13 protein-coding genes are annotated in these 13,740 nt (G+C 66.3%); 4 read left to right on the top strand and 9 right to left on the bottom strand.

The window, feature by feature from the left end:
• Positions 1 to 171: 171 nt before the first annotated feature.
• Genes ACODS2_RS21785 through ACODS2_RS21775 form a run of 3 tightly spaced genes read right to left on the bottom strand, consistent with a single transcriptional unit; the run spans position 172 to position 2,673 of the window.
• A complete protein-coding gene (locus ACODS2_RS21785; RefSeq protein ID WP_489000610.1) occupies positions 172 to 1,635 on the bottom strand; it encodes an MATE family efflux transporter in 1,464 nt (487 codons plus the stop codon).
• A gap of 4 nt (positions 1,636 to 1,639) precedes the next feature.
• Positions 1,640 to 2,161 carry a YceD family protein gene (locus ACODS2_RS21780; RefSeq protein ID WP_489000609.1) on the bottom strand — a complete coding sequence of 174 codons (522 nt, stop codon included), beginning with the start codon at positions 2,159 to 2,161 and terminating at the stop codon, positions 1,640 to 1,642.
• Positions 2,158 to 2,673: a ubiquinol-cytochrome C chaperone family protein gene (locus ACODS2_RS21775; protein ID WP_421837379.1), complete on the bottom strand. Its 516-nt coding sequence runs from the start codon at positions 2,671 to 2,673 to the stop codon at positions 2,158 to 2,160. The genes ACODS2_RS21780 and ACODS2_RS21775 overlap by 4 nt, the downstream gene beginning before the upstream one ends.
• Positions 2,674 to 2,863: 190 nt before the next feature.
• Here ACODS2_RS21775 and ACODS2_RS21770 point away from each other — a divergent pair, with 190 nt between their 5' ends.
• From ACODS2_RS21770 to hslU, 3 genes are all read left to right on the top strand, one after another.
• Positions 2,864 to 3,370, top strand: a complete 507-nt coding sequence (locus ACODS2_RS21770) for an outer membrane protein assembly factor BamE (protein ID WP_298168532.1) — start codon at positions 2,864 to 2,866, stop codon at positions 3,368 to 3,370.
• Positions 3,371 to 3,420: 50 nt separating this feature from the next.
• Positions 3,421 to 3,978: an ATP-dependent protease subunit HslV gene (hslV, locus tag ACODS2_RS21765; protein WP_298168530.1), complete on the top strand. Its 558-nt coding sequence runs from the start codon at positions 3,421 to 3,423 to the stop codon at positions 3,976 to 3,978.
• Positions 3,979 to 4,047: 69 nt separating this feature from the next.
• Entirely contained in the window at positions 4,048 to 5,349 is a 1,302-nt protein-coding gene (gene hslU, locus ACODS2_RS21760) for an ATP-dependent protease ATPase subunit HslU (RefSeq protein WP_489000608.1), read from the top strand.
• A 117-nt stretch (positions 5,350 to 5,466) separates the two neighbouring features.
• Here the strand turns inward: hslU and ACODS2_RS21755 are convergent, their stop codons facing one another.
• A complete protein-coding gene (locus tag ACODS2_RS21755) occupies positions 5,467 to 6,843 on the bottom strand; it encodes a peptide MFS transporter (protein ID WP_489000607.1) in 1,377 nt (458 codons plus the stop codon).
• Between the two features lie 92 nt (positions 6,844 to 6,935).
• On the opposite strand from ACODS2_RS21755, the gene ACODS2_RS21750 reads away from it, so the two are divergent.
• Positions 6,936 to 7,136, top strand: a complete 201-nt coding sequence (locus ACODS2_RS21750) for a DUF1737 domain-containing protein (protein ID WP_054121679.1) — start codon at positions 6,936 to 6,938, stop codon at positions 7,134 to 7,136.
• A 27-nt stretch (positions 7,137 to 7,163) separates the two neighbouring features.
• On the opposite strand, the gene ACODS2_RS21745 is transcribed toward ACODS2_RS21750, so the two are convergent.
• From ACODS2_RS21745 to ACODS2_RS21725, 5 genes are all read right to left on the bottom strand, one after another.
• The gene (locus ACODS2_RS21745) at positions 7,164 to 7,853 is read right to left on the bottom strand and encodes a hypothetical protein (protein WP_489000606.1); all 690 of its coding nucleotides are present in this window, start codon (positions 7,851 to 7,853) and stop codon (positions 7,164 to 7,166) included.
• Between the two features lie 12 nt (positions 7,854 to 7,865).
• A complete protein-coding gene (locus ACODS2_RS21740; protein WP_489000679.1) occupies positions 7,866 to 9,704 on the bottom strand; it encodes an ABCB family ABC transporter ATP-binding protein/permease in 1,839 nt (612 codons plus the stop codon).
• Between the two features lie 177 nt (positions 9,705 to 9,881).
• Positions 9,882 to 10,808: an aspartyl protease family protein gene (locus ACODS2_RS21735; RefSeq protein ID WP_421837385.1), complete on the bottom strand. Its 927-nt coding sequence runs from the start codon at positions 10,806 to 10,808 to the stop codon at positions 9,882 to 9,884.
• 56 nt (positions 10,809 to 10,864) lie between these two features.
• A complete protein-coding gene (locus ACODS2_RS21730; protein ID WP_489000605.1) occupies positions 10,865 to 12,337 on the bottom strand; it encodes a lipopolysaccharide biosynthesis protein in 1,473 nt (490 codons plus the stop codon).
• Positions 12,338 to 12,390: 53 nt separating this feature from the next.
• Positions 12,391 to 13,455 carry a glycosyltransferase family 2 protein gene (locus ACODS2_RS21725; protein WP_489000604.1) on the bottom strand — a complete coding sequence of 355 codons (1,065 nt, stop codon included), beginning with the start codon at positions 13,453 to 13,455 and terminating at the stop codon, positions 12,391 to 12,393.
• Positions 13,456 to 13,740 lie beyond the last annotated feature (285 nt).

Genomic DNA, 13,740 nt, shown 5'->3' with positions numbered 1-13,740 from the left:
CGGTTTGGGAGGGCCTGCGGTTCTCCTCACCTCCTCCTTTCGTCATTCCCGCGAAGGCGGGAATCCAGCATCCAATCCGCCGCGTCTGCCGCTCTGGATTCCCGCCTTCGCGGGAATGACGAGGGTGGGATGTGGGGTGCAAGGGCTACAGCAGCCCTTGCCTGCCGACGTTTAGAGCGCCGGCGCCATGCGGCCTGAGCAATCGCCATCCGCCTGCGATTCCTCGCTGCATTCGGCCTCGTCGACCGCGCGGGCCTTCGCTCGCCAACCGGGGCGGCGGTAGGCGATGGTGGCCATGATCGTCGCGGCGGCCGAGCCGACCGGGAAGGATAGCCAGAGCGCATCGGGGCCCAGCGCAGGATAGGCGGCGAAATAGAAGCCGATGCGCACCGGGTACATTGCGATGGCGAGCACGATGATCGGGGCGATCACCACGCCGCCGGCGCGCATCGTGCCGAACAGGACAATCGTCATGCCGAACAAGACATAGCTCCAGCTGGCGAGGAACTGGATGTGGCGCGCGGCATCGACGGCAGGGCTGGTGGGGCCGAGGAACAGCGAGAGCACCGGGCGATCGAACCCGAGCAGCAGCAGGGTCATCGTGCCGGTAATGGTGACGTTGAGGATGAGGCCGGCACGGGTGATCTTGCCAAGGCGGCTGCCGAGCCCGGCGCCGATGGTCTGCGCGGCCATCGCGCTGAGCGCCGCGGAAATCGCCATCGCGGGCATCTGGAGATAGGTCCAGACCTGCAGCGAAGCGCCGTAGGCCGCGCTGGTCACCGCACCTTCGTGGTTGACGAGGCCGATCATGATGATGCCCGCAGCCGAAATCATCAGCATCTGCGCGCCCATCGGCAGACCCTTGACGAGGATGTAGCGCAGCTCCGCCGGGTGGGGGATGAGATAAGCGAGCTCCCGTCCGCGCAGGCGCAGCGGCAGATTGCGCGCGTAGACGAAGATGATGAGCCCGAGCGCGGCGATATAGGACGCGATGGCCGTGGCAAGCGCGGAACCGGCGATGCCGAGAGGCGGGATGGGGCCGAACCCGGCGATCAGCAGCGGGTTGAGCGCGATATCAAGCACGACCGAAACGATCATGAAACGCAGCGAGGTTTGCGCATCGCCGGCGCCGCGCAGGCCCATGCCGACGATCACTGTAATCGTGGAAGCGGGCATCGCGACGAAGATCAGGCGCAGGTAGGTAAGCGCATAGTCGAAAATCTCGGGCGGGGTGCGCATCGCATGGAGAAGATGCGGGGTGAGCACCCAGCCCAGCGGCGCGAGGACGAGGCTGAGGCCAAGACACAGGCCGATCGCGCTGCCGAAGGTGCGACGCGCGGCATCGACCTGCCCGGCGCCGAAGGCCTGCCCGACCTTGACCGTGGCGGCCATGCCAAAGCCGAACACGGCTGCAAAGACGAGGAACATCACGACGTTGGCGTTGGCGGTGGCGGCCAGCGCGGAATCGCCAAGCAGGCGGCCCACCCACACCGAATTGACCGAGCCATTGAGCGCCTGAAGGATGTTCGAGGCGAGTGTGGGCGCGGAGAAGATGAGGAGGGTCGAGAGGATCGGACCTTTGGTGAGGTCGCGGTGGCCTTGGCCGGGGCCTCGCCGGGGTCCGCTTTCCGTCATGCGCTCAGTCCTGCTTCTTGAGCGCGGCAAGCGCAGCGAAAGGCCCGATGGGGGTTTCACCGGCAAGGCCGTGTTCGGCGCGGAAGGCATCGGCGTTCGGGCCTTCGGCGAAGGGATCGATGGCGAGTGCGAGAGTCTGGGCCAGAGCCTCGCCCAGATCGAAGGCGGTGCCTTCATATTCGATCTCGTCGCACGCATCGGCGGTGAGTTCGATTTCCTCGTCCAGGACGATCTCGCCCACAGGGGGCACGAAGCGCAAGTGGACAGGCTCGTCGATATGGACGGGGAAGTCCTCGGCCGAGATACGGCAGGACTGGACGACATCGGCGACGAGGCGGCCGGTGGCGGTGACCCGCTCACCCTCACGCACCAACTGGACCTTGGCTTCCATGGCGGGGATTGCGGTGATGCCGAAGCGGCCCGCGAGGCGGCGGCGCGCGGCTTCATCGGGCACGAGGACGAGCGGCGCATCGGTGATCTGGCGCAGATCGACCGGGTAGCTGTACTCCGGCGCGGGCGCGCTCATCGCCCGATTTCCCCCGCCAGCACGCGGAACCCGGGGACGAGCGCGAGGCCGGCCGCAAAGGCGCGGGCGCGCTGCGCCACGACCAGCGGATCGATGCCAGAAGTGAGCGTGACATTGCGGCGCACGGCTTCGGCCATGGCATCCTCACCGCCGGAAAGCCCTGCGCGGTAGGCGCCAAGGCGCCCGCCAAGCGTGCCCATCAGCTTGCCGATATGCTTGCCGACGACGACATCGCCGACGCCCTGTTCGCGCAGCTGGCCGTCCATGTCTTCCACGAACAGCTCGGTGAGGCGGGCGGAAGGCGCGATCAGCGCTTCTTCGTGCTCCATACGCAGCATGACGAGGCTGAGCACCAGCGTGATCATGTCGAACCGGCCGGCCAGCGTATCGGCGACGCCGCAATCGCGGTACCACTCCTTTTCGCGCGCGATGGCGACGACGCGGTGCCAAAGCTCGCGCACTGTATCGCGATCGTCTTGCCGGGTGCCAAACAGACGGGCGAGGAGCGACATGGGCGGGATTTTCCTTCTTGGCTTGCGGCGCGGTTCAGGGCGGGGAAAGCGCCTGTCCGCCATTGCAGTAACGCGCCGTGCGCCGTAAGGCACGTGGCGATAGACGGCGATATAGGGTGCGCGGGCCAATTGGCAAACGCCCCGATGGGCACGGCGATGAGCCGGCGGCCCGGCCAATTCGGAGTGACGCATGCTGGTTAAGGGCTGGAACACGAAACTGCGGGCGGCATCAGCGCTTGGTGCGCTTGCGCTCATGGCCAGCGGCTGCGCCAGCATCAAGGATCACCGTGGCTACCTGATCGATCCGGCGCTGACGGGTTCGGTTCAGCCGGGGATCGACAACCGCACTTCGGTGGAGCGCTCGCTGGGTCAGCCGACCTTCAAGAGCGAGTTCGGCAAGCAGATCTGGTACTACGTATCGATCGATACCAAGCAGCGCCCGTTCAAGCGCCCGCAGGCCAAGACGCAGAACGTGCTGATGGTGAGCTTCGACGAGAAGGGCAATGTCGCGACCGTCGAGCGGCGCGGCATGGAGAAGGTCGTCGCGCTCAATCCCGATAGCCACAAGACCCCGACGCTGGGCCGCACGCGCAGCTTCTTCGAGGATCTGTTCGGCAATATCGGCTCGGTCGGCGCGATTCCCGGGCAGGCAGGCCAGGGCGGCGGGCCGACGGGTTCGGGGCCGAACGGGAGCTGACGGTTCGGCGTAACGCTTGAACCGCATTTTGTGCGCCCCATATCGGGCGCATGAACGACAGACATTCAGCCCACGGGCTCGCGGCGTGGCACGGCACCACGATCATCGGCGTCAAGAAGAATGGCCGCACCGTCATCGCCGGTGACGGGCAGGTTTCCATGGGCAACACCGTGATGAAGCCCAATGCGCGCAAGGTTCGGCGCATCGGGGAAGGCAAGGTTATCGCCGGTTTTGCCGGGGCGACCGCCGATGCTTTCACCCTGTTTGAGCGGCTGGAGCGCAAGCTGGAGCAGCATCGGGGGCAGCTGATGCGCGCGGCGGTGGAGCTTGCCAAGGACTGGCGCACCGACAAATATCTGCGCAACCTTGAAGCGCTGATGATCGTTGCCGATGCCGAGACGATGCTGATCCTGACCGGCAACGGCGATGTGCTGGAGCCCGAAGGCGGAATCGCAGCGATTGGCTCTGGCGGGAACTATGCTTTGGCGGCTGCCAAGGCGCTCGATCCCTATGAGGACGATGCCGAGAAGATCGCGCGGCGGGCCATGCAGGTGGCGGCGGAAGTCTGCGTTTTCACCAATGACCGCGTGACGGTCGAAGAGATCTGACGCGCCGCTGCCACTCCAACATACCCTCCCCCGGCCCCTCCCGCAGGCGGGAGGGGAGAGAGAATTGCCATGAACGAGACCCTGACACCCAAAGCCATTGTTGCCGCGCTTGATGCGCATATTGTCGGCCAGGCCGATGCCAAGCGTGCGGTGGCGGTGGCGCTGCGCAATCGCTGGCGGCGGCAGAAATTGCCGCCGGAACTGCGCGATGAAGTGACGCCGAAGAACATCCTGATGATCGGGCCGACGGGCTGCGGCAAGACCGAGATCAGCCGGCGGCTGGCGAAGCTGGCCGAGGCGCCGTTCGTGAAGGTGGAAGCGACCAAGTTCACCGAAGTCGGCTATGTCGGGCGCGATGTTGAGCAGATCGCGCGCGATCTTGTCGAGGAAGCGGTGCGGCTCGAGAAGGACCGGCGGCGCGAGGCAGTGCGCGAGGCGGCGAGCAAGGCGGCGATGGACCGGCTGCTGAAGGCACTGGTGGGCGACGGCGCGAGCGAGGCGACGCGCGAGAGCTTTCGCCAGCGGATCAGCGAAGGCGCCATGAATGACGTCGAGGTGGAGATCGAGGTAGAAGACCAGCCCGCAAAGGCCATGGAAATCCCGGGCATGCAGGGCGGTGTCGGCATGATCAACTTGTCCGAGATGATGGGCAAGGCCTTCGGGCAGAAGCCGCTCAAGCGGCGCAAGCTGCGGGTGGCGGATGCGTGGGACAAGCTGGTCGATGAAGAAGCCGAGAAGCGCATGGATCAGGACGACGTCGCCCGCGCGGCGCTGATCAATGCCGAAACCAATGGCATCGTATTCATCGACGAGATCGACAAGATCGCGGTTTCCGACGTGCGCGGCGGTTCGGTGAGCCGTGAGGGTGTGCAGCGCGATCTGCTGCCGCTGATCGAGGGCACGACCGTTGCCACGAAGTACGGGCCGATGAAGACCGACCACGTGCTGTTCATCGCCTCGGGCGCGTTTCATGTGGCGAAGCCCAGCGACATGCTGCCCGAACTGCAGGGGCGCCTGCCGATCCGGGTGGAGCTGACGGCTCTTACCGAGGATGACTTCGTGCATATCCTCTCCTCGACGCGGGCGAACCTTGTCGAGCAGTACCGCGCGTTGCTGGGCACGGAGGAGGTGACCGTGGACTTCACCCCCGATGCGATCCGCGCGGTGGCGCGCACGGCTGCGCAAGTGAACGAGAGCGTCGAGAACATCGGCGCGCGGCGGCTGCAGACGGTGATGGAAAAGCTGCTCGAGGAAGTGAGCTTCGAGGCCGAGGACCGGCGCGGCACGACGGTGACGATCGACGCGGCCTATGTGGCGGGCAAGCTGGCGGGGCTGGCGGGGAATACGGACCTATCGAAGTATATCCTCTAAAGCGGATATCGATCTTCACCCCAGATGCTGCTCACCCTGAGCTTGTCGAAGGGTGTTGGCGCGGCAGCCGCGCGAGATGCTTCGACAAGCTCAGCATGAGCGGGGTGGGATTGGGTCTCAAGCTTCATCCTGCGCGAGCAGGCGGCCGAGCAGCGGCGCGCCGAGCAGGATGCCGAGCCCGGCGCCGGTGCAGATCGCCGCGTTGAGCAACCAGAAGCCGGCGGGTCCCATGCTCTCGTAGAGCCCGCCCATCCAGCCGCTCAGGATGCTCCCGGCGGCGACGGCGAGCATGCAGACGCCGACCAGCGTGCCGCGCAAGGACTGCGGGGCGCGGGTGCCGTAGAGGCCGAGGATGACGGGCGCGTAGTACATCGCGCCGAAATTCGAGGTCACGTGGAAGAGCAGCGGCAGCGCGATGGGGGCGCGGCCTTGCGCATTGGCGAGGAGCGGCCCGGCAGCGAGCAGGCCGACGCTGAGGCCGAAGATCACGCTGCCAATGGCGAGTTTGGTGAGCACATCGGGCTCGCGTCCGCGCTTGGCCTGCATCGACCAGATCCACAGGACGAGCGGGATGAACAGGCCCGGAGCAAGCCCATCGAGCGACTGGAACCACGGGACGGGAACGGAGAAGCCGCCGACATTCAGGTCCACGCTGTCGCGTAGCCAGATGTTGTAGACGTTCCAGATCTGCGCCTGCGCCGTCCAGTATCCCACCACCAGCGGCCAGATGAGAAGGAGACCCACCACGCGGCGGCGTTCGCCGGGGGTGAGGGGTGGGCGCTCGCCCGAAGGCTGGCGGGCGCGCTGCTGCTCGGCGGGGAGCCAGCGGCTGCCGCCGAGGTAGACCACGAGGCCGATCAGCATGCCGAAGCCGGCGACGGCAAAACCGGCGTGCCAACCCCAGATCGCGGCGACGCTACCGCTGAGAATCGGTGCGGCCGCTGCGCCGAAATTGATGCCGAGGTAGTAGTACTGGAACGCGTTGACCTCGCGCGGGTCGCCATCGGCATAGAGTGACTTGATCTGCGCCGAGAGATTGCCGCGCAGCAGGCCTGCGCCGCACATCAGGAGGACCAGCGCGATGAGGAATGTGCGATCGAAGGCGAGCGCGAAGTGGCCCGCCGTCATCAGCGCTGCACCGCCGCCGACGGCAAGCTTGCGGCCGGTTACGCGGTCGCCGATCCAGCCGCCGAGCAAGGGCAAGCCGGTGACGCAGGCGTAGTAGTAGCCGAAGGTCTGGAGCGCGAGCGCCTGCGCGCCGAGCGGTCCGGAGGTGGCTTCGAGAAAGGCGCGGAAGGCCGGGAAGCCGATGACAGTGGCGACGCGGGCGGGATCGAGCAGCAAGTCGCCGGTCATGTAGAGCACGAGCATCGCGACCATGCCGTGGAACGAGATGCGGTCCCACAGTTCGGTGCCGGCGAGGACCCATAGGCCCTTGGGTTGGCCGAACAGGTCGCTGTTTTCGCTTGTACCGTTTGCCGTCATGCCGCCCATCGATGCCCTCCGCAGGGCAGAGCGTGCCCCAAGTGATGGGGAATGCAAGGATTGCCGGTGCGCGGGCGGGTTTATTGCCCTATGGTGCGGACATGTACACGACGCCTGAAGACCGCCCGATCTACCGCCTCCTCACCGGCAAGGACGACCGCGCCTTTTGCGAGCGCGTTTCCGAGGCGCTGATGCAGGGATGGCGGCTTTATGGATCGCCCACGATCACATGGGATGAGGAAGGCGGCTGCATGAAGGCCGCGCAGGCCGTGGTGTGGCATGAGGCTGACGTGGTGAAGTGAGGGGCGCTTGGCTGGCAGGTTGAGGAATCAGCTGCCCGGCTTGTAGACCGTGAGGCTTGCGGGATCGAACTCGGGCCTATCACCATTCGACTGGTAGTAGACGCCAATGCCGCCGAGCAGGCGCCAGTAGGTATCCGGCCAGGCAGAGCGGCTGTAGGGGCCGCAGGGTTGATCGAGCGCGGCACTTTGGCGCGATTCGGTGGCAGGTAGATCGAAGACGAACGCGTCGTAGGGGTAGCCGGGCGCAGGCGGCGTGCGCAGGGCGCAGCGCTGGGCCTGTTCGCGCGGCAGGCCGGCCATGACGAGGGCGTAGACTGCGAGATGCTCTGCAGCCGGTTGGCCCTCGACGATGGTGAGCGCCTTGCGGCCCATGAGTTCCGGATTGCGGGCGGTTTCCGCGTAGCGCAGCACGAGGGCGCCGCCCTGCTGCGGCGTCACCTCAAGCCGGGCGCTTGTCTCACCGCAGCGCAAGGCGGCATAGAGCAGCCAGCGTCCGCCGGTGAGCCGGGCTTCCTGCGCGGTTACGTCGCAGCCTTGCGGGGCAGTCCATTCGCTGCGCGGCAGACGGGCGAGTGCATCGGTTCGGCACAGGCCGGAGCCGGGGAGGAGGCCGCCGGTGGTGGCGCAAGGAACCGGTGCGGCGGGGACTGGGGCGGCGGGAACCGGGGCGGGCGGTTCGACCTGTGCGGCCAGGAGGAGTAGGGCGAGGGTGAGCATCGCCCCTCTGCCTTATTCCGCCGCTTCGCTGAGATCGCCCTGTTCGGCAGCCTGCCGGTTCCACATTTCGGCATAGAGCCCATCGCGGCGCAGGAGTTCGAGGTGGCCGCCGCTTTCGACGAGGCGGCCCTGATCGAGCACGAAGATGCGGTCCGAATCGGCGATGGTCGAAAGGCGGTGCGCGATCGAGATCGTGGTGCGCTGTTCGGCAAGCCCGCGCATGGTGGAGAGAATGTCCTGCTCGGTGCGGGTATCGAGCGCGCTGGTCGCTTCGTCGAAGAGGACGATGGGCGGGTTCTTCACCAGCGTCCGCGCGATGGCAACGCGCTGTTTTTCGCCGCCCGAAAGCTTGAGGCCGCGTTCGCCGACTTCGGTCTCGAACCCCTTGGGCAGGCGCTCGATCAGCGGCATGAGCGCGGCGGCGCGGGCGGCGGCTTCTACGTCCGAGAGGTCCGCGCCGTCACGCCCGTAGGCGATGTTGTAGCCGATGGTGTCGTTGAACAGCACCGAATCCTGCGGGACGATGCCGAGCACGGCGCGCAGGGATTTCTGGGTGACGAGGCGGATGTCCTGCCCGTCGATCAGGATGCGCCCGGCTTGCGGATCGTAGAAGCGGAACAGCAGGCGCGCGATGGTCGACTTGCCCGCGCCCGAGGGGCCGACCACGGCAACCTTGCTGCCGGCGGGGATCTCGAGCGTCAGATTGTGGAGGATCGTGCGGTCCGGATCGTAGCCGAAAGTGACGTTGTCGAACACGACCGCGGGCTGGCGGACGAGGAGTGCTGGGGCGCCGGGCGCGTCGGCGACTTCCTGCGGCTCGTCCATCAGCTTGAACATGGCGGCCATATCGATCAGGCCCTGCCGGATGGTGCGGTAGACCATGCCGAGCATGTCGAGCGGGCGGAACAGCTGGGTGAGGTAGGTGTTGACGAAGACGACGTCACCGACGGTGAGGTGGCCCTTGGCCCAGCCCCACACGGTATAGGCCATGGCGCCGGCCATGAGCAGGTTGACGATCAGCGCCTGCGCGATGTTGAGCAGGCCGAGCGAGTTCTCGCTCTTTACCGCGGCATCGGCATAGGCGCGGGTGGCCTGCGCGTAACGGGCTTCCTCGCGCGATTCGGCGGCGAAGTACTTCACCGTTTCATAGTTGAGCAGCGAATCGACCGCGCGGGCCATCGCCTGCCCGTCGAGCCGGTTCATGCTTTCACGCAGGGCATTGCGCCATTCGGTGATGGTGCGCGTGGTCCAGGCATAGAGCACGACGGCGAGAGCTGTCGCGGCAACCAGCGGCCAGCCGAAGCTGATGTAGAAGATGATCGCGACGGCAGCGAGCTCGATCACCGTGGGGGCGATGTTGAAGAGGAGGAAATAGAGCATCACGTCGATGCTCTTGGTGCCGCGCTCGATCACCTTGGTGACTTCGCCGGTGCGGCGGGCGAGGTGGAAACGCAGCGACAGCTTGTGGAGGCGGCTGAACACGTCCTCCGCCAGAGCGCGCGTGGCGTCTTGCCCGACGCGCTCGAACACGATGTTGCGCATGTTGTCGAAGGCGACGCCGGAGAAGCGGCCGAGCGCATAGGCGAGCACGAAGGCCAGCGCGACGGCATAGGCGCCGCCTGCCGTTCCCGGCGTCGTGCCCGGCAGGCTCATCGCATCGATCGCGCGCTTGTAGGCATAGGGCAGCGCAAGCGTGGTCGCCTTGGCAGCAAGGATGAGCAGCGTGGCGCCGATGATCCGCGCCCTCAGCGCCGGATTATCGCGGGGCCAGAGATAGGGCAGGAAGCGGCGAAGCGTTCCCCAGCCATCGTGGCGGGCATCGGCATTGTTGGTTGCGGTATCTGGCGGCATGGTTCCCAGATAGGGGCTTTGGCGGGTTTCGCCAGTGGGAATGGGGTGCCAAATCGCGATCCGGCTCATGCTGAGCTGGTCGAAGCATCAGGCACGACCGTCGCGCCAGCACCCTTCGACAGGGTCAGGGTGAGCGAGCTCAGTGATGGGCTCAGTATACCGGCGGACGCGCGCGCCTCAGAACCGGATCGGAATCTCGGCGTTGTCGGGCAGATCGAACAGGATCCGCTTGGTCGAGAAATCGATGGCGACGCGGCGGAACAGCTTCAATTGGTTCATGCCCATGAACATCGCCGGGCGCTTGACCAGCTCCAGTTTGTCGAAGGCGGGGGTGTCGGCGAAGACGAGCATCGAATTGCTCATCGTCATCGTGCCGAGCTTCACGGTCTTGGCCATTGCGAGATCGGCGATGATCGTCTGCCCCGTGACGGACTGGAGTTCGGTCGTCTCGCCCTTGTGGCGACGGGCCAGCGCCTTTTGCAGGGCGCGGTTGCCGATCGAGGTGTCGGAACCGGTATCGATCACGATATCGGTGCGCACGCCGTCGATCAGGGCGTTGGTCATGATCAGCTGGCCCGAGCGGCGGCGCGCCTGCACCACGATCTCGAACCCGCGGCTGCCGCCGAGCTGGATCGCATCGCCGATGGTCATGCGCTTTCTCGCGAAATCGAGGAGGACGCGCTGGTCCTGCAGGCTGTCGAGCCCGATGATTCCGTCGGCACCGATGTTGTAGCCATCGAGCAACGGGGCGGTTAGGCCGTAGAAGCTGCGGCGGCCGAGGTTGATCTCGTCGATCTCGACCAGATCGACGTTCTGGGTGCCGGCAATGCCGATGAGGAGGCCCTTGCCCGACATCGGCAGCTGGAGGCGGGTGGCGATATCGCGTGCGAGCACGGTGCGTTCGGCCCCGGTATCGACGAGAAAATCGAAGGGGCCTGCCTGCCCGCCATTGTGCCCGATGCGGACGGGGACGGTCATCCGGTCGTGCCGGTCGATGTCGGCCTTCACGATGTCGATGCCAGCGGGACCGGTCTCGACCGGAGGCAGCGGTGCTGGCGTGGCCAGCGCAAGCGCGCCGGCTGAAAGGATTGCGAGCAGACCCATGGCGTCCTTCTCCTGCGAAGGCACATACGCCTTTCCTGCGGCGCTGCCTATGGATTTCAGGGTGTTGCGGGCTGAGCGCGGCGGTGGCGCAGCGCGCCGAGAAGTTCGCCCAGCAGGCCGATGATCTCGGCAAACAGCGGGTGGCCGATAAGGCGGAGCGCGATGAACCAGAGCAGGGCGCCCGCGCCGGCGGTGACGAGCATCTGCAGCGCGCCGGCCTCTGCCGCCGGAGCCCAGAGCTGATAACCAACCAGCACCGGCGCGATCGCCGCAGTCGTGGCGAGGAGGCTGCGCAGGTAGATCACCGCCAGATCACGCCAGCGAAAGCCGAGCATCTCCTGCATGAACGGGGCGTAGATGACCATGAACACGAGGCCGTGGGCAAAGCGCGAAATGGCAACCCAGATAAGCCCGAACGGCGCCGCGAGCGCGAGGAGCAGCACCGACGCGGCGGTCTCGAGCACATTGCGGCGGATGAGGCTGCGCATCCGGTCCAAAAGCAGCGGGAGATCGCCGTTGAGCGGGAGGGCGACATAGCAGAGCTGCGAGAGCGCCACCCAGCCGAGCAGCGGCGCGGCGGCAAGCCAGCGCTCCCCATAGAGAAGGTGGATGATCGGCTCGGCCAGCACCGCAATGCCCGCCATCGCCGGCCAGGTCACACCGGTATAAGCTGCGACCACGCGCAGGTAGGGCGGGCCGAGCGGCTCCCCGCTATCGCGCACGCGGCGGAAGGCGGGATAGAACACACCGGTCACCGCGCCCGCGACAAGCAGGCGCAACTGCAGAGCGAGCCCGGATGCGCGGGCGAAGAGGCCGACGGCGGCGTTGTCGATCAGGCGGCCGATGACGAGTTCGGGCGCGCGGCCGGTGATCGAGTTGCACACGGCCTGCGCGCTGTTGGTGCCGCCGAGCCGGAACACGGGGGCCGCGCCTTCCACCCGCAGCGGCCAGGGTAGCATGAGGCCGGCTCGCCACTGGCTGACGATGAGCCGCGCAGCCTGCTGGGCAAAGGCGCCCCACGCCAGCGCGAGCGCGCCATAGCCGAAGAGCGCCAGCGTGATCGCCACGCCGGCATTGGCGGCGGAGGAGCCGACCTCAATCATGGTGTTGGACTTGTAGTCCATCCGCCGCTGGCAGGTCGCCTGCGGAACGATTGCGAGGGGCACAAGCAGATAAGAGCAGGCGATCACGAGCGCGACTGGGCGCATCGCGGGATCGTGATAGAAGTCGGCGATCGGCCCGGAGGCGAGGATCGCCAGCAGCGCGATGCCCCAGGCGAAGGCGACCGAGATGGTGAAGGCGGTGTGCAGCTTGTCCGCCGTGAGATCGCGCTCACCGTTGATGTAGCGAGTGACGCCGAAGTCCTGCAGGAAGGCGACCAGCGTGATCGCCGCGAAGGCGATCGAGAACAGGCCCAGTTCTGCCGGCGTGATGAACCAGCGCGCGAGCACGACGCTGGTGGCAAACTGGATCGCAAAGGAAGTGTATTGCGAGACCAGCGCCCAGGCAGCAGCCGTGCGAACGGACATGACAGGCGGCTGCTCGGCGAGCTTTGCAAGGAGGCGATCGGTGCGGGTCAAGCTCAACCTTCGGACTCTAGGAAGCTGGGATAGACCGCAGAGCCGGCTGCCCCACGACTGTGGGCGCGGCGGCGCCAGCGCAGCATGGGGCGCGCGAGCGCGGGGAAGAGCTGCCACAAAGTGAAGGACAAACGCCATGTCAGCCCGGCGACTTGCCCGCGCGCGTTGCGCAATGCCTCGAGCCCGCGCCGGGTATCGCCATCGACGATGCAATCTATAGCATGCTCGAAATCGAGCGCTGCGCGGCTGTCGAACAGCAGCCGGTCGAGCAGCGGGATCTCCGGCGCATCGGCGGGCAGCGCGGTACGGGCCTTTTCATAGCTGCGGATGTTGCCGAGCAGCATCCGCCCGGCATTGGCGGAGGCGCTGCCAGGGCGGACGCGGTATTCGCCGAGCACTGCGTCTATATAGCGGGCCGTGCCGCCGAGCATCATGAGGCGCACCCAGAGATCGAAATCTTCCGACTGCGCCATGCGCGTATCGAAGCCGCCGATCGCATCGAAATCAGCGCGGCGGAACGTGGTGCCGATATAGACGTTGAAGGAACGGTCGAGCACCTGGGCAAGCGTGCCGTGGGTCGGCTGGGGCTGCTCAACGCAGGTGCGCAACCGCGCGACGGCACCGAAGATGAGTGCATTGCAGGTGACGAGCCTGACGCCGGGATCGTCCTCCAGAATCGGAACAACCGAGGCGAGGTAGCCAGGGCGGAACAGATCATCGCCATCGAGCAGAGCAACCAGCGGCGCTGTGGAGGCCGCGATCGCCGTGTTGCGCGCGGTCGACACGCCCTGGTTCATCGTGGCGAGAAAGCGGATGCGCGGATCGGCAAGGAAGGGGGCGACGGCACCTGCCACGTCATCGGGCGCACCATCATCAATGACGATGCATTCCCACTCAGTGAACGATTGCCGCTGAAGGGAGGTCAGCGCCTCACCCAGCAGATGCGCGACACCATAGGCAGGCACGATCACGGACACGCGGGCTCCGGCACGCGCGCGCAGGGAGGGGGCGCCCTCCGTGCGCGGCATAGCCGCAGGCGGAGTCGCGTCGGTGGAATCGCTGGTCATGTCCGATCCGGACTAGACCCGAGGCGCTTAAGGTTTCGCTTACGAACGCGATTCGGATGCGATTCTTCGCACATCCGCGCAATTCAGGAGGACGATTCGGGGGGAGGTCGATCTCATACCTCTGCGCAACATTCGCAAAGTCTCGTGTTTTCGGGCGGTCTGCGACTTGTTGCAGAAAAAATGCAGAAAGCCGTTGACGGGTCGGAACCCCCTCCATATATGCCCGTTCACCGGCAGGGAGATGCGGTTTTGCTTCTTCTTCCACCGGTCGCCAACATAGACGGA

This window comes from Novosphingobium sp. FG137, from assembly GCF_057809735.1.
This window is presented reverse-complemented; position numbering and strand designations above follow the sequence as displayed.

What these genes read in the sequence shown, in the direction of transcription:
- ACODS2_RS21740 (WP_489000679.1), bottom strand. Translation starts at nt 9,704, where the DNA reads ATGCCGCCAGATACCGCAACCAACAATGCCGATGCCCGCCACGATGGC.
- ACODS2_RS21770 (WP_298168532.1), top strand. Translation starts at nt 2,864, where the DNA reads ATGCTGGTTAAGGGCTGGAACACGAAACTGCGGGCGGCATCAGCGCTT.
- ACODS2_RS21725 (WP_489000604.1), bottom strand. Translation starts at nt 13,455, where the DNA reads ATGACCAGCGATTCCACCGACGCGACTCCGCCTGCGGCTATGCCGCGC.
- ACODS2_RS21735 (WP_421837385.1), bottom strand. Translation starts at nt 10,808, where the DNA reads ATGGGTCTGCTCGCAATCCTTTCAGCCGGCGCGCTTGCGCTGGCCACG.
- hslU (WP_489000608.1), top strand. Translation starts at nt 4,048, where the DNA reads ATGAACGAGACCCTGACACCCAAAGCCATTGTTGCCGCGCTTGATGCG.
- ACODS2_RS21745 (WP_489000606.1), bottom strand. Translation starts at nt 7,853, where the DNA reads ATGCTCACCCTCGCCCTACTCCTCCTGGCCGCACAGGTCGAACCGCCC.
- ACODS2_RS21785 (WP_489000610.1), bottom strand. Translation starts at nt 1,635, where the DNA reads ATGACGGAAAGCGGACCCCGGCGAGGCCCCGGCCAAGGCCACCGCGAC.
- ACODS2_RS21730 (WP_489000605.1), bottom strand. Translation starts at nt 12,337, where the DNA reads ATGTCCGTTCGCACGGCTGCTGCCTGGGCGCTGGTCTCGCAATACACT.
- ACODS2_RS21780 (WP_489000609.1), bottom strand. Translation starts at nt 2,161, where the DNA reads ATGAGCGCGCCCGCGCCGGAGTACAGCTACCCGGTCGATCTGCGCCAG.
- ACODS2_RS21750 (WP_054121679.1), top strand. Translation starts at nt 6,936, where the DNA reads ATGTACACGACGCCTGAAGACCGCCCGATCTACCGCCTCCTCACCGGC.
- hslV (WP_298168530.1), top strand. Translation starts at nt 3,421, where the DNA reads ATGAACGACAGACATTCAGCCCACGGGCTCGCGGCGTGGCACGGCACC.
- ACODS2_RS21775 (WP_421837379.1), bottom strand. Translation starts at nt 2,673, where the DNA reads ATGTCGCTCCTCGCCCGTCTGTTTGGCACCCGGCAAGACGATCGCGAT.
- ACODS2_RS21755 (WP_489000607.1), bottom strand. Translation starts at nt 6,843, where the DNA reads ATGGGCGGCATGACGGCAAACGGTACAAGCGAAAACAGCGACCTGTTC.